The sequence below is a fragment of the Streptomyces sp. NPDC006691 genome (assembly GCF_042869955.1).
GTDB lineage: Bacteria > Actinomycetota > Actinomycetes > Streptomycetales > Streptomycetaceae > Streptomyces.
Genome location: NZ_JBIAGW010000034.1, coordinates 1 through 21,666, shown reverse-complemented (window position 1 = coordinate 21,666; position 21,666 = coordinate 1). Strand labels below are relative to the sequence as shown.

Here is a 21,666-nt window from a genome sequence, read left to right as displayed (position 1 = left end):
GCGGTTTTTTCTTGTGACTGAGCGAACAGGTGAGTTTCCGATGGCGGATCAGCAAAAGCTCCTCGACTACCTCAAGCGGGTGACCGCCGACCTCCACGAGACGCGCCAGCGGCTGCGCGAAGCCGAGGCGGATGAGCCCGAGCCCGTCGCCATCGTCGGCATGAGCTGCCGCTACCCCGGCGCCGTATGCGGCCCCGAGGACCTGTGGCGCCTCGTCGCCGACGGACGCGACGCCCTCTCCGCCTTCCCCGCCGACCGTGGCTGGGACGTCGAGGCGCTCGGCGGCCGTACGGAAGCGGGCGACCAGGACGGTCCCGAGCGCGGCGGTGGCTTCGTCTACGACGCGGGCGACTTCGACGCCGCCTTCTTCGGCATCTCACCGCGCGAGGCCATGGCCATGGACCCGCAGCAGCGGCTCCTCCTGGAGTCCGTGTGGGAGACCTTCGAGCGTGCCGGGATCCCCCCGGCCTCGCTGCGCGGCAGTCGCACCGGAGTGTTCGTCGGCGCCACCGCCCAGGGCTACGGCCCGGCCCTCATGGCGTCGCCGGACAACGTCGACGGCTACCTCCTCACCGGCGACGTCTCCAGCGTCATCTCCGGTCGCGTGTCGTACGTCTTCGGCCTCGAAGGCCCGGCGGTCACGGTCGACACCGCCTGCTCGTCGTCGCTGGTCGCCCTGCACCTGGCCGCGCAGGCGCTGCGACAGGGCGAGTGCGACCTCGCCGTGGCCGGCGGTGTCGCCGTGATGGTCACGTCCGGCGCGTTCGCGGAGTTCAGCCGCCAGGGCGGCCTGGCCTCCGACGGCCGCTGCAAGCCCTTCGCCGAGGCCGCCGACGGCACCGGCTGGGGCGAGGGCGTCGGCGTCCTCGCCCTGGAACGCCTCTCCGACGCGCGCCGCAACGGCCACGAGGTCCTCGCGGTCGTACGCGGCTCGGCCGTCAACCAGGACGGCGCCAGCAACGGCCTGACCGCCCCCAACGGCCCGTCCCAGCAGCGTGTCATCCGCCAGGCCCTCGCCGCCGCCCGCCTCTCCACCGACGACGTCGACGCCGTCGAGGGCCACGGCACTGGCACGGTCCTCGGCGACCCCATCGAGGCCCAGGCCCTCCTCGCCACCTACGGCCAGGACCGGCCCGCCGACCGGCCGCTGCTGCTCGGCTCGGTGAAGTCCAACATCGGCCACACCCAGGCCGCTTCGGGCGTCGCGGGCGTCATCAAGATGGTCATGGCTATGCGGCACGGCATCCTGCCCGAGAACCTCCACACCGACCGCCCCAGCACGCACGTCGACTGGTCGGCGGGGGCCGTCGAGCTCCTGACCGAAGCCCGCGCCTGGCCGGAGGCCGCACGACCGCGTCGCGCGGGCGTCTCGTCGTTCGGCGTCAGCGGCACGAACGCCCACGTGATCGTGGAGCAGGCTCCGGCGGAGGAACCGACTGCTTCCACCGGAACCAGCGTTCCGTCCACCGCACTTCCCTGGTTGGTGTCCGGCCGCAGCGCGGACGCCCTCCGGGCACAGGCCGACCGGCTGCGCGACCACGTCACGGCCGACGCCGGCCTGGACCCCGTCGACGTGGGCTGGACACTCCTCTCGGGGCGTTCCCAGCTCGAACACCGGGCGGTGCTCTTCGGGCGCGAGCGGCCGGAGTTCCTGTCCGGCCTCGCGGCCGTGGCCGACGGCGGCGACGGTCCGGCCCTGGTCTCCGGATCGACGGTCGAGGGCCGCCTCGGGGTGCTCTTCACCGGCCAGGGCAGTCAACGCGTCGGCATGGGAAGGGAGTTGTACGAGACGTTCCCCGTCTTCGCCACCGCGCTGGACGAGGTGTGCGCCCACTTGGACGGCCTCCTGGAACGCCCGCTCAAGGACGTCATGTTCGGCACGGACGCCGGGCAGCTGGAGCAGACGGGCTACGCGCAGCCCGCGCTGTTCGCGGTGGAAGTGGCCCTGTACCGCCTTGCCGAGTCCTTCGGGGTGCGGCCCGAGATTGTCGGCGGCCATTCGATCGGCGAGTTGACGGCTGCGTATGTGGCCGGGCTGTGGTCGTTGGCGGATGCGGCCCAACTGGTGGTCGCGCGGGGCCGGTTGATGCAGTCGCTGCCTGAGGGTGGCGCGATGCTGGCCGTGCAGGCGGCGGAGGCCGATGTGCTGCCCCTACTGGACGGCACGGCAGACCGTGTCGGTGTGGCGGCCGTGAACGGCCCCGCCCAGGTGGTGCTCTCTGGCGACCGCGAGGTTCTGGAGGGCCTGGAGGAGATCCTTCGTGGGCAGGGGCGGAAGGTGCGGTGGCTGAAGGTCTCGCACGCCTTCCACTCACCGCTCATGGACCCGGTCCTTGACGACTTCCGCAAGGTCGCCGAGAACCTCACGTACCAGGACACCGCGCTGCCGGTCGTGTCGAACCTGACCGGCCGCCTCGCCACCGCCGCCGAACTGAAGGACCCCGACTACTGGGTCCGGCACATCCGCGAGGCCGTCCGCTTCCACGACGGCCTCGGCGCCCTCACCGGCTTCGGCGTGTCGACCCTCCTTGAGCTCGGCCCCGACTCCGTCCTGACGGCCATGGCCCACGACACCCTCACCGACCCGGTCACGCAGACGGGCCTCATCTCCGCGCTGCGCAAGGACCGCCCGGAAACCGACACCTTCCTCACCGCCCTCGCCAAGGCCCACGTGCGCGGCGTCGAGGTCGACTGGAAGCCTCTGTACGCGCCGGCCGAGTCCCGCCACCGCGTCGACCTGCCCACGTACGCCTTTCAGCGCCAGCGCTACTGGCCGCGCCCCGGCACCGGCAACACGGGTGACGTGTACGCCACCGGCCTGAACCCGGCGGAGCACCCGCTGTTCGGCGCCGCCGTCGCGCTCGCCGACATGGACGGCTACCTCTTCACCGGCCGACTGTCGCTCGCGTCCCACCCCTGGCTCGCGGGCCACGCCCTGGACGGCACGGTCCTGCTTCCGGCCACGGCCTTCGTCGAACTCGCCCTGCACGCCGGGCACCGCGTCGGCTGCGCCCACCTGGAGGAACTGACGCTCCAGGCGCCGCTGATCCTGCCCGAGCGCGGGGCCGTACAGATGCAGCTCGCTGTCGGCGCCGCCGACGCCTTCGGCCGCCGCCCGGTGAACCTCTTCTCCCGCCCGCAGGCCGTGCCCTCCCACGACGCCTCGTCCGAGGACCTGTGGTCCGACGAGCCCTGGCTGCGCCATGCCACGGGAACACTCGCCCCCACGCCGGCCGCCCGCCCCGCCGACGCCGACCTCACCCAGTGGCCCCCGGCCGACGCCGAACACGCTGAGACCGACGCGCTGTACGACAGCCTCGCCGCCGCCGGATTCAGCTATGGCCCGGCCTTCCAGGGGCTGCGGTCCGTCTGGCGGCGCGGCGACGAACTCTTCGCGGAGGTCGCGCTGCCCGACGAGGAGCGCGCCGACGCCGCCGAGTACGGCCTGCACCCGGCGCTCCTCGACGCCGCCCTGCACCCGCTCGGCCTCGGCACGTTCGTGTCCGACACCGATCAGGGCCGCATGCCGTTCTCCTGGACCGGCGTGAGCCTGCACGCGACCGGCGCATCCGAACTGCGCGTCCGCCTCACCGCCGCCGGAACCGACGGCGTTTCCCTGACCATCGCCGACTCCTCCGGCGCACCGGTCGCCGCCGTTGACTCCCTCGTTCTGCGACCCATCGCCGCACCGGACACGGACGACGGGCAGAGCGACCGCCACGACTCGTTGTTCCGCGTGGATTGGAGCGTGGTGTCCGCGCCTGCTCCTGTGTCGGGGGCCTGCGCCGTCTTGGGTAGGGATGTGTTGGGGCTGCGTGGGGCGTTGGAGAGCGCCGGGATGACTGTGGCGGTGTATGGGGATGTGGCTGAGCTGGTTGCGGCGGTCGATGGTGGGGCTGTTGTACCGGAGTCCGTGTTTGTGACGTGCGTCGGTGGGTCTCGTGGCGTGGACACGGCTGGGTCCGTGCGTGCGTCTTTGTCCGAGACGTTGGGTGTGGTGGGGGAGTGGCTGGCGTTCGGGGGTGGTGGTGGTTCGCGGTTGGTGGTGGTGACGTGTGGTGCTGTGGGTGTGGGTTCCGGTGATGTGGTGTCGGCGGTGGGTTTGGTGGATGCGCCGGTGTGGGGTTTGGTGCGTTCGGCGCAGTCGGAGAATCCGGGGCGGCTGGTGTTGGTGGACGTCGATGGTTCGGCGGCGGCTCTGGCTGTGTTGCCCGGGGTGCTTGGCCTCGATGAGGCGCAGGTGGCGGTGCGTGGGGATGTGGTGTGGGTTCCGCGTTTGATGCGGGTGGGTGCTGGTGGCGGGGTGCTTGCGGTTCCGGCGGGCGAGGCCTGGCAGTTGGGGGTGAGGGGTCGGGGCACGTTGGAGGATCTGGCGTTGCTGCCGGTGGCCGAGGGTGCCGGGGTGTTTGGCGGCAGGCCGTTGGACGTGGGCGAGGTGCGTGTCTGTGTTCGTGCCGCGGGTGTCAACTTCCGTGATCCGTTGATTGCTTTGGGTGTGTATCCGGGTGAGGCGGTGATGGGTACCGAGGGTGCTGGTGTTGTGGTCGAGGTCGGTGCCGGGGTGACTGGTCTGGTGGTCGGTGACCGGGTGTTCGGGTTGTTGGAGGGTGCGTTCGGGCCGGTGGCGGTGGCGGATGCGCGGTTGGTGGCGCGGATGCCGGAGGGTTGGTCGTTCGCGCAGGCTGCGTCGGTGCCGACGGTGTTTCTGACGGCGTATTACGCGTTGCGGGATTTGGCGGGTCTTGGGGCGGGTGAGTCGGTGCTGGTGCATGCGGCTGCGGGTGGTGTGGGTATGGCTGCGGTGCAGTTGGCCCGGCATTTTGGTGCGGAGGTGTTTGGGACTGCGAGTGGTGGGAAGTGGGGTGTGCTGCGGGAGTTGGGGGTCGAGGATTCTCGTATGGCGTCGTCCCGGACGCTGGATTTTGAGGCGTCGGTCCTTGAGGGGACCCGGGGCCGGGGGGTGGATGTTGTACTGAACTCTCTGGCGCGGGAGTTCGTGGACGCGTCGTTGCGGTTGCTGCCGCGTGGCGGGCGTTTCGTGGAGATGGGCAAGACCGATCTCCGCGACCCGGACGCCATCGCCGAGAAACACACCGGAGTCACTTACCAGAGCTTCGACTTGATCGACGCCGGACGCGACCGCATTCGGGAGATGCTGGTGGAGGTGCTGGCCCTGTTCGAGCAGGGTGTGCTGGAGCTGTTGCCGGTGCGGGCGTGGGATGTGCGGCGGGCGCCGGAGGCGTTCCGGTATCTGAGTCAGGCGCGGCATGTGGGCAAGGTGGTGCTGACGCTGCCGCCGTCCTTCGATGGGCGGGGGACTGTCATGGTGACGGGTGCGCTGGGTGGGCTGGGGCGGGTTGTGGCCCGGCATCTGGCGGGCCGGCACGGTGTGCGGGATCTGTTGCTGGTGTCGCGGAGGGGTGAGGGTACGCCGGGTGCGGGTGAGGTGCGTGCGGAGCTTGAGGGGTTGGGTGCGAGGGTGAGGATCGCGGCGTGTGATGTCGCTGACCGTGACGCGCTGGCCTTGCTGGTGGATGAGGTGCGTGCTGATCTGACTGCCGTGGTGCATGTTGCGGGTGTGGTCGATGACGGTGTGGTGACGGCGTTGACGCCTGGGCGTCTGGATGCGGTGCTGCGGCCGAAGGTGGATGCGGCGGTGAATCTGCACGAGCTGACGGCCGGTCTGGATCTGTCGGCGTTCGTGCTGTTCTCCTCGGCGGCTGGTGTGCTGGGCAGTGCGGGGCAGGCCAACTATGCGGCGGCCAATGCTTTCCTGGATGCGCTGGCTCAGTACCGTCGTGCCCAGGGTCTGTCCGCGACCTCATTGGCGTGGGGTTTGTGGGCGGATCAGGGTGGCATGGCCGGGGCCCTGGCCGAGGGGGACATCGACCGTATGAACCGTGCCGGCGTGGCTGCCCTGTCGGCCGATGAAGGCCTGGCTCTGCTGGACACCTGCCTCGCCCAGCCCGACGGTGCTCTCGTCCCGATGAAGCTCGACACCGAAACGCTGCGCAAGCAGTTCGGCACCGACATACCCCCGCTCTTCCGGAGCCTGATCCGCGCCCAGGTCCGCAGGGCGGCTACCCCGCAAGCGGGGGGCGCCCCGGCAGCCGACGGCCGAGAATCCCTGGCCGAGCGCCTGGCCGGGCTCGGCGCCGAGGAGCGCGAACAGTTCCTCGTCGACCTCGTACGAAGCAACGTCGCCTCCGTACTCGGCTACCCGTCGCCCGAATCCGTCAACGCCGCGAAGGCGTTCAAGGAGCTGGGCTTCGACTCCCTCACCTCGGTCGAACTCCGCAATCGACTGGGCGCCGCCACCGCGCTGCGCCTCCCGGCCGGCCTCGTCTTCGACTACCCCACGCCCGTCGCCCTCGCCGGCCACCTGCGGACGGAACTCCTCGGCTCGCTCCCGGAGACCGGGTCCGCCGCCGCTCCCGACGCCCCGCGGAGCACCACCGCCCCGGCGGCCGGACAGGACGACCCCATCGCCATCGTCGCGATGAGCTGCCGCTACCCCGGCGGCGTACGCTCGCCCGAGGACCTGTGGCGCATGGTGTTCGCCGGTGAGAACGGCCTCACCGGGTTCCCCGGGAACCGCGGCTGGGACGTCACCGCCCCCGCGGGCTTCGAGGGTGCCGACGCGGACGGCGACGAGGGCCCGACGTATGTCACCACCGGCGCCTTCCTCCACGACGCCGACGAATTCGACCCCGAGTTCTTCGGCATCAACCCGCGCGAGGCCCTGGCCATGGACCCGCAGCAGCGGCTCCTCCTGGAAACCTCCTGGGAGGCGTTCGAGCGGGCGGGCATCGTGCCGTCGGCGCTGCGCGCCAGCGAGACCGGCGTCTTCGTCGGCCTGTCGACCCAGGGCTATTCGACCACCCTCAACGGCGCCGAAGGCGTCGAGGGCTACGTCATGACCGGCGACGCGGCGAGCGTCGCCTCCGGCCGCCTCTCGTATTCCTTCGGCTTCGAAGGCCCGGCCGTCACCGTCGACACCGCCTGCTCCTCCTCGCTCGTCGCCCTGCACCTCGCCGTGCAGGCGCTGCGGCAGGGCGAGTGCACGATGGCGCTCGCGGGCGGCGCGGCGGTCATGCCGACCCCCACCTCCTTCGCCGAGTTCAGCCGCCAGCGAGGCCTCGCCCCCGACGGCCGCTGCAAGTCGTTCGCCGCGTCGGCGGACGGCACCGGCTGGGGCGAGGGCGTCGGCATGCTGGTCCTGGAGCGGCTGTCCGACGCCCGCCGCAACGGCCACCAGGTCCTCGCGGTCGTACGCGGCTCCGCGATCAACCAGGACGGCGCGAGCAACGGCCTCACCGCCCCCAACGGCCCCTCCCAGCAGCGCGTCATCCGCGCCGCCCTCGCCAACGCCCGCCTCACGCCCGCCGACGTCGACGCCGTCGAGGCACACGGCACGGGCACCACCCTCGGTGACCCCATCGAGGCCCAGGCCCTGATCGCCACGTACGGCAAGGAGCACTCGGAGGAACAGCCTTTGTGGCTGGGCTCGCTGAAGTCGAACATCGCGCACACCCAGGCCGCCGCCGGTGTCGGCGGCATCATCAAGACCGTCATGGCGATGCGGCACGGCATCCTGCCGAAGACGCTGTACGTGGATGCCCCGACCCCCGAGGTCGACTGGGCCGGCGGGGGAGTGGAACTCCTTACCGAGGCCCGCGACTGGCCGGGACGCGAGGACGGCGCGCCGCGCCGGGCGGGCGTCTCCTCCTTCGGTATCAGCGGGACCAACGCGCACGTGATCCTGGAGCAGGCGCCGGGCGAAGAGCCCGAGCCTGCCGAGGACGTCGCACCGGCTCAGGTGGTGGCGGGCGTCGTGCCGCTGGCCCTCTCCGGGAAGACCCCGGAGGCGCTGCGCGCGCAGGCGGACCGGCTGCGGGACCACCTCGCGGCGCACCCGGACCTCGAACTCGGCCACCTGGCGCGGTCGTTGGTGCTCTCACGGTCGCGGTTCGAGTACCGGGGCGTGGTGCTCGGTGCGGATCGTGAGGAGCTGCTGGCCGGTCTTGAGTCGTTGGCGCGGGACGACGCGAACGCGCGGAACGTCGTGACGGGACGTGCCCAGAGCGGCACGATCCGCCCGGTGTTCGTCTTCCCGGGGCAGGGTTCGCAGTGGGCGGGCATGGCGCGTGAACTGCTCTCTTCCAGCCGGGTGTTCGCCGAGCGGATGCGGGAATGTGCCGACGCCCTGGCCGAGTTCGTGGACTGGGACCTCGTCGAGGAGCTGAACGGCGGACGCTTCGACGAGGTGGATGTGGTCCAGCCCGTCCTGTTCGCGGTCATGGTGTCGCTGGCCGCGGTGTGGCAGGCGGCGGGCGTGAAGCCGTCGGCCGTGGTGGGCCACAGCCAGGGCGAGATCGCCGCCGCGTGCGTCGCGGGCGTCCTGACCCTGCGCGACGCGGCCCGCGTCGTCGCCCTGCGCAGCCAGGCCATCCGGGAGCTGTCCGGCAAGGGCGGCATGGTCTCCCTCGTCCTGCCGCAGGACGAGACCGAGGCACTCGTGGAGCCGTGGGCCGGCCGCATCGAGATCGCTGTCGTCAACGGCCCCTCCCAAGTGGTCGTCTCCGGTGACCCCGAAGCGCTGGAGGAACTCGTCGCGCAGTGCACGGACCGGGACATCCGTGCCCGCACGATCCCGGTGGACTACGCGTCGCATTCCTCGTACGTGGAGCAGATCGAGACGCAGATCGGCGAGGCGTTGGACGGGGTCACCCCGCAGGCTGCCGAGGTCCCGCTGTACTCGACCCTGACGGGTGCCTGGTTGGACGCCAATACCCTGATGGATGCGGGTTATTGGTACCGCAATCTGCGTCAGACGGTTCTCTTCGAGCATGCCACGCGTGGGCTTCTGGCCGAGGGGCATGGGCTGTTCCTGGAGATGAGCCCGCACCCGGTCCTCACCGTCCCGGTGCAGGAGACCGTCGACGCCCTGCCGCACGCGAGCGCGGCCGCCCTCGGCTCCCTGCGCCGCGACGAAGGCGGCGCCGAGCGCCTGCTGGCGTCGATGGCCGAAGCCCATGTGCACGGCGCCGAACTCGACTGGAAGGCCCTCTTCCCCGGCGCGGGCACCCCCGTCGACCTGCCCACGTACGCCTTCCAGCGCCAACGCTACTGGCCTGCGCCCGCCGCCCCCGGAACGGGCGACGTCACGGCCGTCGGCATCGAGTCCGCAGGACATCCACTGCTCGGCGCCAGCGTGGAACTCGCCGACGCCGACCAGTACGTTCTCACGGGCCGCCTCACCCGCCGCACCCACGGCTGGCTCGCCGACCACGCGGTGGGCGACACCGTGCTGCTGCCAGGCACCGCGTACGTCGAGATGGCCCTGCGCGCCGGCGACGAGGTCGGCTGCGATCTCGTCGACGAACTGACGCTGCACGCGCCGCTCGTCGTCGCCGAGGACGACACCGTCGTCCTCCAGGTGTGGGTCGGCGCCCCCGACGCGGGCGGACGGCGTCCGCTCACCGTGTCCTCGCGGACGCAGGGCGCTCCCGACGCTCTCTGGACGCGGCACGCCACCGGCACCCTCGGTGCCACGGGCGGCGCGCACGCGTCCGCGGACGACGACGGGGCGCTGACCGTCTGGCCGCCCGAGGGCGCCGAAGCCGTGGACATCGAAGGGCTCTACGAGCGGCTCGCCGAGGGCGGGCTCGCCTATGGCCCGGCGTTCCAGGGGTTGAGCGCCGCCTGGCGGGACCCCGCGGGCGACGCCGTCTACGCCGAGGTGCACCTGCCCGAGAGTGAACACCGGGACGCCCGCGCGTTCGGCGTGCACCCGGCGCTCCTCGACGCCGCCCTGCACGCCATGGCCCTCGCGCCCTTCGCGGAGGCCGACGGGGTGCGGCTGCCGTTCGCCTGGAGCGGGGTCACCCTGACCGCGCAGGGCGCGACCGTCCTGCGGGTGCGTTTGCGGCCCGCCGGCACCGGCGGCGTGGAGCTGCTGTTCGCCGACGACACCGGCACGACGGTCGCCCGCGCCGACTCCCTTGAGCTGCGCCCAGTCACCCCGGACGACCTGAAGGCCGCCTCCGACAGTGGCCACCGGGACGCGCTGTTCCGCGTGGAGTGGACACCGGTGCCCGCGGGCACTGCCGAGGTGGCGGGCGCGACCTGGGCGACGGTCGGGCCCGACCCCCTGGACATGGGGACCGAACTCGCCGCGTCCGGCGCCCAGATGAACGCGTACGCTGATGCCGACGCGCTGTACGCGGCGCTCGACGCCGGGGCCGACGTCCCGACGACACTGCTCGTGACCTTCGCGCAAGGGGGCGGGGGCCACGGGGGCCAGCCGGAGCCCGAGGCCACCGCCGCGCAGGCCCGCGCCGCCCTGGCCCAGGCCCTCGGCCTGCTCCAGACCTGGCAGTCCGACGCACGCCTTGCCGCCACCCGCCTGGTCCTCCTGACGCGCGGCGCGGTGGCCGCCATCGACGGCGACGCCCCCGACCTCGCCCACGCCCCGCTTTGGGGCCTGGCCCGCTCGGCTCAGTCCGAGCAGGCGGGCGGGCCGGACGGCGCCGGGTGTGTGCTCGTCGACCTGGACCATGCGCAGGGACCGTTCGCGGCCGACGTGCTCGTCGCCGGACTGGCCATGGACGAACCGCAGTTGGCGATACGTGAGGGGGCTCTCCTCGCACCCCGACTCGTGCCCGCCACCGTCCCGGCCACCGTTCCGGCCGCCCCCGCGGCCACCGACCGGAACACCAACACCACCACCCCCAGCCCCGACGGCACCACCCTCATCACCGGCGCGACCGGCACCCTGGGTGCCCTCATCGCCCGCCACCTGGTGGCCGAGCACGGCGCCCGGCACCTGCTCCTGACCAGTCGCCGGGGCCAAACCGCTCCGGGGGCCGCCGAGCTCGTCTCCGAACTGGCGGCGCTCGGCGCGGAGGCCAGCGTCGTCGCCTGTGACGCGGCGGACCGCGAGGAGCTGGCCGCGGCCCTCGCCACGATCCCGGCGGCGCACCCGCTGACCGCCGTCGTACACACCGCCGGAGTCCTGGACGACGCCTTGGTCGCCTCCCTGACGCCCGAGCGCGTGGACGCGGTGCTGCGGCCGAAGCTGGATGCGGCCCTCAACCTCGCCGAGCTGACGGCCGGGCACGACCTGGCGGAGTTCGTCCTGTTCTCCTCGGCCGCCGCCACCTTCGGCAGCCCCGGGCAGGGCAACTACGCGGCGGCCAACGCCTTCCTCGACGCCTTCGCGCACCACCTGCGCGCACGGGGCGTACCGGCGACGGCGCTCGCCTGGGGCCTGTGGGCCGAGAGCAGCGAGATGACCGGCCACCTCGACGAGGCCCGCCGCTCCCGGATCTCACGCGGCGGCGTCCTGCCGCTGTCCTCGGCGGAGGGCATCGCCCTCTTCGACACTGCCCGCTCCGCGGGCGCCCCGCTGCTGCTGCCCGTACGGCTCGACACAGCGGCCCTGCGCGCGGGCGCACGGCGGGGAGAGGCCGTGCCGCCGCTGCTGCGACGCCTGGTGCGGGTCTCCGCCCGGCGGGCCGCCGTCGGCGCCGCGGCCTCGGAGGCGGAGGCGTTCGCGCGCCGCCTGGCGGCCGCGTCCGGAGCCGAGCGCGCGGATCTGCTCCTCGCGCTGGTACGGGACCAGGCCGCGGCCGTACTCGGCCTCGCCTCCGCAGACCGGGTCGAGGACGAACGCGGCTTCCTGGAGCTCGGCTTCGACTCCCTGACCGGCGTCGAACTGCGCAACCGCCTCATGGCGGCCACCGGCCTGCGGCTCCCGGCGACCCTGGTCTTCCAGAACCCCACGCCGAGGTCGCTCGCCGAACGGATCGCCGCCGACCTGGACCAGGCCGCACCCGCGGCGGCCCGGGACGCGGCGTCGCCGCGCGAGCGGGTGACGGCGACCGGACAGCCGGAGCGCACCCCGAGGACCGGGGCGCCGCAGACGGCGGACCAGCAGCCCACGGCCCCGCAGCAGTCCGAAGCCGCACGTCGGCACTCCCCGGCACCGGGCGCGGCCACCACGGCCACGCCCCCGGTGCCCGGCCTCCGCCCGGCCACCGGCCTCGCCGAGCTGTACGACGAGGCCGCGCGCCAGGGCCGCGCCGACGACCTGATCCCGCTCCTGCGGACCATGGCGCAGTTCCGCGCTTCCTTCAGCGAGGACGAACTGGGCGCACCGCGCGCCCCGTTCACGCTGGCCCGGGGCGACGACCCGGTCGGCATGGTGCTCTTCACGTCGTTCGTCGGCCGCTCCAGCGCGTACGACTACGCCCGCTTCGGCGCGTACTTCCGCGACCGGCGCGATGTCAGCGTCATCACCCACCCCGGCTTCTTGGAGGGCGAGTTGCTGCCCGCCGACAAGGAGGCGCTGGTGCGGCTGCACGCGGACACCGTGCAGCGGAGCACCGGCGGCAAGCCGTTCGTGCTCGCCGGTCACTCCTCCGGCGGGCTCGTCGCGCACGCCGTGGCACGGGAGTTGGAGCGCCGCGGCGCCGGGCCCGCGGGCGTGGTGCTCATCGACACGTACGTCGAGGAGAAGGCGCTCGGCGACATGGCCGCCGCGATGGGGCAGCAGCTCAGCGACCGCTACGACTCCGTGTCCGGGGCTGAGACCGGCGACGGCGACAACGACTGGGGCGACGCCTGGGTGACCGCCATGGCCCGCTACATGTTCCTCGGCCTGCTGCCCGACGCCATCGAGGCGCCGACCCTCCTCGTCCGGGCGGGCGAACCCCTCGTGGAGTGGACCAAGGAATACGACTGGCGGCCGTCCTGGAAGCTGGAGCACACCGCGGTGGACGTACCCGGAACGCACTTCACGGTGATGGAGGAGCACTCGCACACCACGGCCCGCGCCGTGGAGGAGTGGCTGGGCAAGCTCTGACACCCGGCCCGACAGACACGCAGCACGACGGCCCCGTCCCCACATGGTGTGGGGGCGGGGCCGTCCGCGTGGTGCGACGCCGAGGCAGCGTCAGGGCAAGGTGCCGAAGCGTCAGGACAAGTGCCCGTAGTCCTTCCAGATGTCCGACCACGGCTTCGTCCGGCCGTCGAGAACCCACACGGGAACGCCGTCGACGAAGCTCTCGCCGGGGCCGCCCGCGGCCGTCGCCGCCTTCTTCACCGACGAGAAGTACGGCTTGAGCTTCGCCACGTCCGAGCCCACGTACAGGACGGGCCCGGAAGAGTCGGAGGGCGCGCCGAAGTACCAGTAGCCGCGGTGGCCGCTGTAGGCGGGCGGCAGGTCGCGGTCGGGGCCGAAGTGGTCGACGGCGCCCGCCTCCTCGTAGTACTGCGTGACCACCACGGCACGCTTCCGCTCGGCAGCAGGCAGCGACCGGTTCGCCTTGTCGACCGCGTCGATCAGCTTCGGCCAGCGCAGCGTCTCGGCGGTCATCGGGTTGTTCGTGGGCTGCTCGGTCTTCGTGGCCAGCGACACCGGATACACGGGCAGCGAAAGGGCCACCGCCACCAGCGCCGTCAGCGCGACGACCGGCCACGCGGCCAGCCACCGCCACCAGCGGGCACCGCCCCCGCGCGCCAGCTCGACCGCGCCCGCCGCCCACAGCGGCGCGAAGGCGCCCACGACGTACGAGGGCCGGCCACCGGTGACCAGGAACACGGCTGTCAGACCGAGGAACGTCCAGGCCAGGAACTGGTACGGCGCGAGCTGCGGCGAGCGGAGCAGCCGTACCAGGCCGTAGACCAGAACGACCGTGAACACGCCGCCGGACAGCACGATCAGGTACGGCAGGAAGCCCGCCCGGCCGCCGAGGATGCCCTCGTCGGCGAGGACGGAGGACATCTCCAGCTGCGGCCAGCCGTGCTGCGCCTGCCAGATGAGGCCGGGCAGCGAGGTGACCAGGGCGACGGCCGCGCCGATCCACAGCGCCTTGCGGCGCAGCAGCTCACGCGGCCCGACGACGAACAGGCAGACGGCGAGCACGGCCCAGAAGCCGACGATCAGGTACTTGCCTTGGAGCGCCAGAGCCGTGGCAAGCCCGGCGAACAGCAGCAGCCGGTCCTCACGGGTGCGCACCCAGCGCACCAGGAGCCAGTTCACCAGCGTCCACAGGAACAGGTCGACGGCCATCGTGGACAGTGCGTGCCCGCTGATCAGTACCGCGGGCGCGAAGCCGTAGGCGGCGGCCGTGAGGAGCTGCGCGCGGCGCGCCCCGCCGAACTCGCGGGCGATGAGCGCGGCGACGAGCGCGCCGGCCACCGTGAGCAGCACGGGAAGCAGCCGGAGCGCGAACAGCGAGCCGCCGGTCACCGCGTCGATGCCGTGGGCGAGCAGCGGAAGCAGCACCGGCTGGTCGGCGTATCCCCAGCTCAAGTGCTTTCCGGCGCCCAGGAAGTAGAGCTCGTCGCCCTGGAATCCGTACCGCGTGCTCACCAGGAGCAGGGCCAGACCGGAGGTACCCGCGACCGCGCCGACCCAGCGCCCGGCGAAGGGCGGTGGCGCGGAGCCTTCCGGTGGCCCCGCCGTATCGGAGCCTTCCGGCGGCCACTCCCCTTCCGTTGATTGCGGGTGTTCCTTCTGTTTGGCTGCCGTCGCTCCCAGGCCTTCCTTATTCTTTTCCTGATCCGGCACTTCACCGGCTTCCGTCCGAACTCCCACCGGGGCCTCCGCGGCTTATGCGATACATGGCGTAAACACCGTCGAAGGTAGCGCCAGGTACGGCCCGTCAGCTGGCCGCCGAGAGCGGCAAGTTGACTGCTCAGGGGCCGCTAGGGGGAAGATAGGGGTTCTACTGCTCGGGCGGTCTCCCTAGCTTCTACTGTAGGTCCTCGGCGACTTGATCGGGGTGGGAGAAATGCTCGACCGTAACGTCCTTATCGTGCCCGAAGCTTCTCAGAACTGGGAAAGGGGGCGGCTTTGATGACACCCAGCATATTCACGGGGGATTCGGCACGTACCTTCGCCGAATTCGAGCAGGACACCTTGCGGGTCGCGATGGTGCTGCGCGCGGAGGGCATCGGCCCTGGTGACCGGGTGCTGCTCAAGGCCGGCAACTCGGCGGCCTGGCTGAACGCGTTCTTCGCGCTGATGCACGTCGGTGCCTCCATTGTGCTCGTCGACCAGCAGGAGCACGCGCGTGAGACCGCGCGGATCGTGGAGCGCACCCGCGCCAAGCTCTGTCTGTACGACGACGACGCCCCCGTGCCGGCCGGGACCCGCGGCGACGTCTACCTGTACAAGCTGCTCGTCGATGCGTCCGGCCTCGTACCCACCGAGCCGGCCCTCGACTTCGACGCGTGGTGCGCGCTGCCGGACGGCCTGATCATGTGGTCCTCCGGCTCGACCGGCACCCCCAAGGGCGTCGTGAAGAACGGCGGCCGCTTCCTGGAGAACCTGCGGCGCAACGCCGACCACATGGGCCACGGCCCCGGCGACGTCCTGCTTCCGCTGCTGCCCTTCGCCCATCAGTACGGCCTGTCCATGGTCCTGATCGCCTGGCTCGCCGAATGCTCCCTGATCGTCGCGCCGCACCGGCGGCTCGACCGGTCGCTGCTCATGGGCGGCCAGTGCGGTGTGACCGTCATCGACGCGACCCCGGCCACCTACCGCAGCATGCTCAACCTCGCCCGCCGCCAGCCCGACGTGCGCGCCGCGCTGGGCAACGTACGCATGTTCTGCAGCGGCGCCGCGCCGCTCGATCCGGCGCTGTCCGACGAGTACGTCGAGTCCTTCGGCAAGCCGTTGCTCGACAGCTACGGCAGCACCGAACTGGGCAACATCGCCTTCGCCACCACCGACAACCCGGTCGCCTGCGGCCGGGTCATGAAGGGCCTGGAACTGACGGTCCAGGACGACGACGGCAACGTCCTCGCGGCGGGGGAGATGGGCGAACTCGTCGTCGACACCCCCGACATGATGGCCGGCTACCTCGCCGAGGACGGCACCCTGGCGCCGGTCGAGCAGGGCTGGTACCGCACCGGTGACCTCGGTCACGTCGACGTGGACGGCAACCTCTTCGTGGCCGGCCGCAAGCTCGCCGTGCACCGCATGGGATACACGCTCTACCCGGAGATCATCGAGCGGAGGGCCGCCGTTGCGGGCTGTGCCGTCAAGGTGGTGGCCCTGCCCGACGACGCCCGCGGCTGCGAACTCGTCTTCTTCGTCGAGGACCCCTCGGGACGGGACGCCGCCGAGTGGCGCGCCCGCATCAAGGACGCCCTGCCCTCGTACGAGCACCCCAACCGGGTCGTCGTCATCGACAGCTTCCCCCTCAACCGCAACGGCAAGCCCGACCGGCGCGCCCTGGAACAGCGGGCGGCCGAACGGGCCACGGCGGAGCTCGCCGCCTCCGCCTGAGCCCCCCGGGTGCGGCCCCGTTCGCGTACGACTGCCCCCAGCGCGAACGGCCGGGCGCTCCCGGGAAACCGGCGCACCGACCGTGTGCCCCAGAACCACCCGACGGACCAGACAGAGCGGACATGATGACGATCGACCAGGCACGCAGCGCCGTGGTGTTTCCGGGCATGGGGCCCTCGCGCTTCACCGACGTGGGCAAGTTCATGATGATCGACCCCTTCGTGCGCAAGCGCCTCGCCGCCGCGGACGACGCCCTTGGCTGTTCGGTCCTGGACGAATTCCGCACCGCGGGAACGGACTTCGGGGCGTTCGCCCAGGTCGCCTTCTTCATCAACTCGGTGGCCCTGGCCGACCGGGCCGTCGAGACCCAGGGCCTCACCCCTGACATCTGCGTCGGCTTCAGCTTCGGCCAGAAGGCCGCGACCACGTTCAGCGGCGCCCTGCCATTCGCCGAGGCCGTCCGCTTCACCCATGAACTCGCCCTGTGCGAACAGCGCTTCTTCGAGGAGGAGCACCAGGACCTGGTGACGCTCACCATCACCCGGGTGCCCCGGGCGGCACTCGACGAGGTCCTCGGCGAACTGGACGAGCGCGGTGAGTTCCACGAGGTCTCCGGCCACCTCGACGAGGGCATGCACATGATCACGATGCGCGAGCAGGCCCTGGAGCCCTTCCAGCGCCGCATCAGCGCTGTCGGCGGCTACTCGCTGTACTCGATGAAGCCGCCCGCGCACTGCCGGGTCCTCACCGGCCTGCGGGCCCGCGTCGAGGAGGAGGTGCTCGCCAAGTTCGATATCGCCGACCCCGAACTGCCGCTGGTCGCCGACCACGACGGGTCCCTGATCACCCGCGCCGACCAGTTGCGCACCCTGCTCCTCGACACCTTCGACCACCCGGTCCGCTGGCACCCGGTCGTGGACACCCTGCGCGGCATGGGCGTGCGCACGGTCCACGTCACCGGACCCGACCGGCTCATCCACCGCCTAGACGTCACCACCCGGGCCTTCGACGTGGTGGCACTGGGACCGGAGCAGGCCCTCCGGCCCTCCAGGACCACCTCTCGCAAGGAGCACTGATGGCCACGCTCATGGACAGCAAGTCGGCCGGGTTCGCGTTCAGTGCCAAGCTGGGCGCGACCCGCGCGATCCTCCGTGCCTTCGGCGTTTTCGGCGACCCCTTCACCCGCCTGCTCCAGGGGCAGGAGGACCCGTATCCGCTGTACGCGAAGGTCCGCCGGCGCGGCCCCCTGCACCGCAGCCACCTCGGCGCCTGGGTCACCGGCAGCCACGAGCTCGGCAGCCGCATCCTGCGGGACCGCTCGCTGTTCCTCAACCGTGAGCAGGGCGGCGTGCCCGGCCACGAGATGATGGACGAGATCCCCTGGAACAGCTCCATCCTCGGCCTCGACCCGCCCGATCACACCCGCCTGCGCCGCCTCGCACAGCCCGCCTTCGGCCCCCGCATGATCAGTAAGTACCAGGTCCAGGTGGAGAAGCTGTGCCACGGCCTGCTCGACCAGCTGTCCGCCCGTGACGGCTTCGACCTCATCGAGGACTTCGCCGGGCCGCTGCCCCTGTTGGTGATCGGCGAACTCCTCGGCGTGCCCGAGGAGTACCACGACCGGTTCATCCACGCCGGACGCAAGGTCGGGCCCGTCATCGACGGCGTCAAGTCCCTCAAGATGGCACGCGAGTTCCGCGGCGCCGTCGACGACCTCGACCAGGTCTTCACCGAACTGATCGCGCTGCGCGCCGGCGACCCCGGCGACGACCTCATCAGCCGCCTCACCGTGGCGAACGGCGAGGGCAAGCTGAGCACCGAGGAACTGCTCGCCTTCTGTACGGTCCTCGCGGTCACCGGTTTCGAGACCACCACCAACCTCATCGGCAACGCCGTCCTCGCCATGACCGGCGACCGCGCCCAGTGGGACCTGCTGCGTGACGACCTGGACCTCGCGCCGAGCGCCGTCGAGGAGACCCTGCGCTACGACTCGCCCGCCCTGCAGGCCCAGCGCGTCCCGCACCAGGACATCGCGCTGGAAGGCCACCACATCCGCGCCGACAGCTCCGTGGTCGTCCTGATCGGCGCGGCCAACCGCGATCCCGAGGTGTACGACGAGCCCGACCGCTTCGACCTGACCCGCGAGAACCCGGCCGAGCACCTGTCGTTCTCCGGCGGCATCCACTACTGCATCGGCGCCCCGCTGGCCCGCATGGAGGGCGAGACCGCGCTGCGTGTCCTGGCCGAGCGGCTGCCCGACCTGCGGGTCGCCGGGCAGGTGCGGCGCCGCAGCTCGCCGGTGATCAGCGGCTGTACGCGGCTGCCCGTGACCGGTACCCCCGCGTGACCGAACCCCGTATCCGAGGAGAGAGATGAGCGAGACACCCGAGTCCGAGGCCTGGCGGCGGGAGGTCGATCGCTCCACGTTCCCCCGGCGCGATCCCGGCCCCATCGACCTGCGCCGCTACTACGTCCAGCCGTCCTACTCGGGCGTGCCCACCTTCATGGGCGTCCCCCTCGCCCTCAACCAGGAGGACCTGCGGGCGGGCGGCGTCGACGTGGCCGTGGTGGGCTGCCCCGTGGACGTCTCCAGCGGGCACCGCGGCGCCGCCTACGGGCCGCGTGCCATCCGCGCCGACGAGCGCTATCTGTACGCCACGCCCGAGGGCTTCGTGCACTCCGCGACCCGCGTCAACCCGTTCAACGTCCTGAAGGTCGTCGACTACGGCGACGCGGCCGTCGACCCCTTCGACATCACCCGGTCCATGGAGCCCATCCGCGGTCTGGTCCGCGAGATCGCCGAGGTCGGGGCGCGGCCCGTCGTGCTCGGCGGCGACCACTCGCTGCTGTGGCCGAGCGTCGGCGCGCTCTGCGAGGTCCACGGGCGCGGCTCCATCGCCGTCATCCACTTCGACGCGCACCCCGACTGCCACGAGGAGCTGTTCGGGCACCGCGCCACCCACACCACGCCGATCCGCCGCCTCATCGACGAGGAGATGGTGCCGGGTCCGAACATCATCCAGGTCGGCATCCGCACCATCTCGGGACCCGACGACCAGCTGTTCAACTGGATGCGCCGGGCCGGCATGCGCTCGCACTTCATGGCCGAGATCGAGCGCGTCGGCTTCGCCGCCGTCATCGACAAGGTCATCGAGGAGGCCAAGGCCGTCGCCGACCACGTTTATCTGTCCCTGGACATCGACGTCCTCGACCCCGCGTTCGCGCCCGGCACCGGTACCCCCGAGCCCGCCGGGCTCACCACCCGCGAACTGTTCACCGCGCTGCGCCGCATCGCGCACGAGACGGACCTGATCGGCATGGACGTCGTCGAGGTCGCCCCGCACCTGGACGCGGGCTACTCCACCGCCATGAACGCCCGCAGGGCCGTCTTCGAGGCATTGACCGGTCTCGCCCTGAACCGGATCAAGATCTCCAGCAAGAACTACGCGAACCCGATCGTCGCCGGCGAAGTCCGCTTCCCGCTCAAGTGACCCCCGCGCACCGCGCGCCGCACACGACGAAGGCGGGCCCCCGGCCCGCCTTCGTTCCGTTCGCCGTCCGGCGACGGCGGCCGGATGCCCCGACGTACCGACTCCCCGACGACCATGGATGGAACCCCGTCATGACGACCGCAGCCGACCTGTGGCTCCGCAGCTACCACCCGACGCCCGACGCCGCCGCCCGTCTCGTCTGCTTCCCGCACGCGGGCGGTTCGGCCAGCTTCTACTTCCCCGTATCGGCGGCCCTCAGCCCGGTCGCGGACGTGGTCGCCGTGCAGTACCCGGGCCGGCAGGACCGCCACACCGAGAAGGGCATCGAGACCGTCGCCGAGCTGGCGGACCGCATCGCCGAGGTGCTGCGCTCGGACACCTCGCCGCCGCTGACCTTCTTCGGGCACAGCATGGGCGCCGTGCTCGCCTTCGAGGTGGCCCGCCGCCTGGAGCGGACCGGCCGGGCCCCGGCACACGTCTTCGCCTCCGGCCGCCGCGCCCCCTCCAGCCACCGCCCCGAGAACGTCCACCAGCGTGACGACGAGGGCGTCATCGCCGAGATGCGCAAGCTCAGCGGCACCGACCCGCGGATCCTCGGCGACGACGAGGTCCTGCGCATGGTGCTGCCCGCCATCCGCAGCGACTACACCGCGATCGAGAACTACCGGGCCGATCCCGGCGCGCAGATCGGCAGCCCCATCACCGTCCTGGTCGGCGACGACGACCCGCGCACGACCCTCGACGAGGCGCGCGCCTGGGAGCCGCACACCCTGGGCACCTTCGACATGAAGGTCTTCTCCGGCGGCCACTTCTACCTGACCGACCACGCCCCCGACGTCATCGCGATCCTCAAGGCGCACTTCACCTCGTAGCTTTCGCGGGCATGAAAAAGCCCGGTGGCCGGTTACGGGGGTGAACCGGCCACCGGGAATCCGTGTCCCCTGCCGCAGCAGGGGAGGCAAAATACCAGGGGGGATGTTGTTGTGCAGTTGTGTACGGCCGTCGTGCTAGTTGTGTGTGGCCTTACGGGAACGTGAACTCGCACAGAACGCGAGGATGACGAGACCCACTACACCGATCGCAAGGCTCACCCACGAGGGCGTCTTGTCGCCCAGCAATGCCGTGACACCGAATTTTGTGTCCCAAATGCGCTCCGTCAGGAATGAACCGAATCCCTGAACCGCCAGGACGATGCCGACCCACAGCATGTCGCTCCTCAAAATTTCTGTTCGGGTGAGCAGTCTTGTGCTTTCCGCTCTGCCAACAACAACTATTCAACCGGTGCGGACCCAAGGCCGGGCAGAGGGAAACGTAGGTACCACTACCGACGAAAGTAGTGCCCGCGTACGGCGTTCCCCCTCTCGTGGACCTAGTGCGCCGTGCCGCGCAGGTGAAGGGCCCCGGCGGCCGGCACGCCGCGCGGACCTCGCGAAAGCCGCTGGAGGGCGTTGAAGTCCCAGGCCAGGCGCGGGATTCCGGTCTGGTCGGGCAACGCATTAAGCTCTCGAACGACCCACTGAGCGCGAAGCCGACATGTACGGGGGTGGGCTTGTCGTGCAGCCAGCCAGGACGGCCGGAGAACAGCAGTCAGAGGCGTCCCCGGAGGCGCCCGCCCAGCACTCCGCCCAGGCCTTTGGCCAACCCTCCCCAGGCTCGGCCAAACGGTTCCGTAAGCGCCCCTCGCTGCGCCCCACCTCCTGCGACCTCCTGCTCCTCACCCTTCTGATCACGCTGAACGTCGTCGTGGCCGTGGGGAACGAGATCCATCACGAGAGCCATCCGCGGTTTGGGCCGTGGGTGGGGTTGGGGTTGCAGGTTTTTGTGGTGGTGGTGTTGGCGGTGCGGCGGGTGTGGCCGTTGGTGGTGTTGGGT

The 21,666-nt window shown here is 71.5% G+C and carries 8 protein-coding genes; 7 read left to right on the top strand and 1 reads right to left on the bottom strand.

All coding sequences use genetic code 11. The features are described from left to right. Window positions 1-40: 40 nt before the first annotated feature. On the top strand, window positions 41-12,868 hold the full coding sequence (locus tag ACFYNP_RS36620; RefSeq protein WP_388791609.1) for an SDR family NAD(P)-dependent oxidoreductase: 12,828 nt from the start codon (window positions 41-43) through the stop codon (window positions 12,866-12,868). A 111-nt stretch (window positions 12,869-12,979) separates the two neighbouring features. On the opposite strand, the gene ACFYNP_RS36615 is transcribed toward ACFYNP_RS36620, so the two are convergent. Then, window positions 12,980-14,380, bottom strand: a complete 1,401-nt coding sequence (locus tag ACFYNP_RS36615) for an ArnT family glycosyltransferase (protein ID WP_388791607.1) — start codon at window positions 14,378-14,380, stop codon at window positions 12,980-12,982. A gap of 486 nt (window positions 14,381-14,866) precedes the next feature. On the opposite strand from ACFYNP_RS36615, the gene ACFYNP_RS36610 reads away from it, so the two are divergent. The 6 genes from ACFYNP_RS36610 to ACFYNP_RS36585 all read left to right on the top strand — a co-directional run. Continuing rightward, window positions 14,867-16,303, top strand: coding sequence for a class I adenylate-forming enzyme family protein (locus ACFYNP_RS36610; protein ID WP_388791605.1), 1,437 nt, complete (start codon window positions 14,867-14,869; stop codon window positions 16,301-16,303). 122 nt (window positions 16,304-16,425) lie between these two features. After that, window positions 16,426-17,379 (top strand): ACP S-malonyltransferase, encoded by a 954-nt coding sequence (locus tag ACFYNP_RS36605; protein ID WP_388791603.1) that lies wholly within the window; start codon window positions 16,426-16,428, stop codon window positions 17,377-17,379. Further along, window positions 17,379-18,650, top strand: coding sequence for a cytochrome P450 (locus ACFYNP_RS36600; RefSeq protein WP_385022562.1), 1,272 nt, complete (start codon window positions 17,379-17,381; stop codon window positions 18,648-18,650). The genes ACFYNP_RS36605 and ACFYNP_RS36600 overlap by 1 nt, the downstream gene beginning before the upstream one ends. 25 nt (window positions 18,651-18,675) lie before the next feature. After that, window positions 18,676-19,794, top strand: a complete 1,119-nt coding sequence (locus ACFYNP_RS36595; protein WP_385022559.1) for an agmatinase family protein — start codon at window positions 18,676-18,678, stop codon at window positions 19,792-19,794. 131 nt (window positions 19,795-19,925) lie between these two features. Then, window positions 19,926-20,666, top strand: coding sequence for a thioesterase II family protein (locus ACFYNP_RS36590; RefSeq protein WP_388418650.1), 741 nt, complete (start codon window positions 19,926-19,928; stop codon window positions 20,664-20,666). 682 nt (window positions 20,667-21,348) lie between these two features. Beyond that, window positions 21,349-21,666, top strand: a 318-nt coding sequence (locus tag ACFYNP_RS36585; protein ID WP_388418647.1) for a hypothetical protein, incomplete at its 3' end; no start/stop codon positions are given.

Bases quoted from the DNA above. Each gene is read 5' to 3' on its own strand.
- ACFYNP_RS36595 (WP_385022559.1), top strand. From the start codon at position 18,676: ATGAGCGAGACACCCGAGTCCGAGGCCTGGCGGCGGGAGGTCGATCGC.
- ACFYNP_RS36605 (WP_388791603.1), top strand. From the start codon at position 16,426: ATGATGACGATCGACCAGGCACGCAGCGCCGTGGTGTTTCCGGGCATG.
- ACFYNP_RS36610 (WP_388791605.1), top strand. From the start codon at position 14,867: ATGACACCCAGCATATTCACGGGGGATTCGGCACGTACCTTCGCCGAA.
- ACFYNP_RS36620 (WP_388791609.1), top strand. From the start codon at position 41: ATGGCGGATCAGCAAAAGCTCCTCGACTACCTCAAGCGGGTGACCGCC.
- ACFYNP_RS36600 (WP_385022562.1), top strand. From the start codon at position 17,379: ATGGCCACGCTCATGGACAGCAAGTCGGCCGGGTTCGCGTTCAGTGCC.
- ACFYNP_RS36590 (WP_388418650.1), top strand. From the start codon at position 19,926: ATGACGACCGCAGCCGACCTGTGGCTCCGCAGCTACCACCCGACGCCC.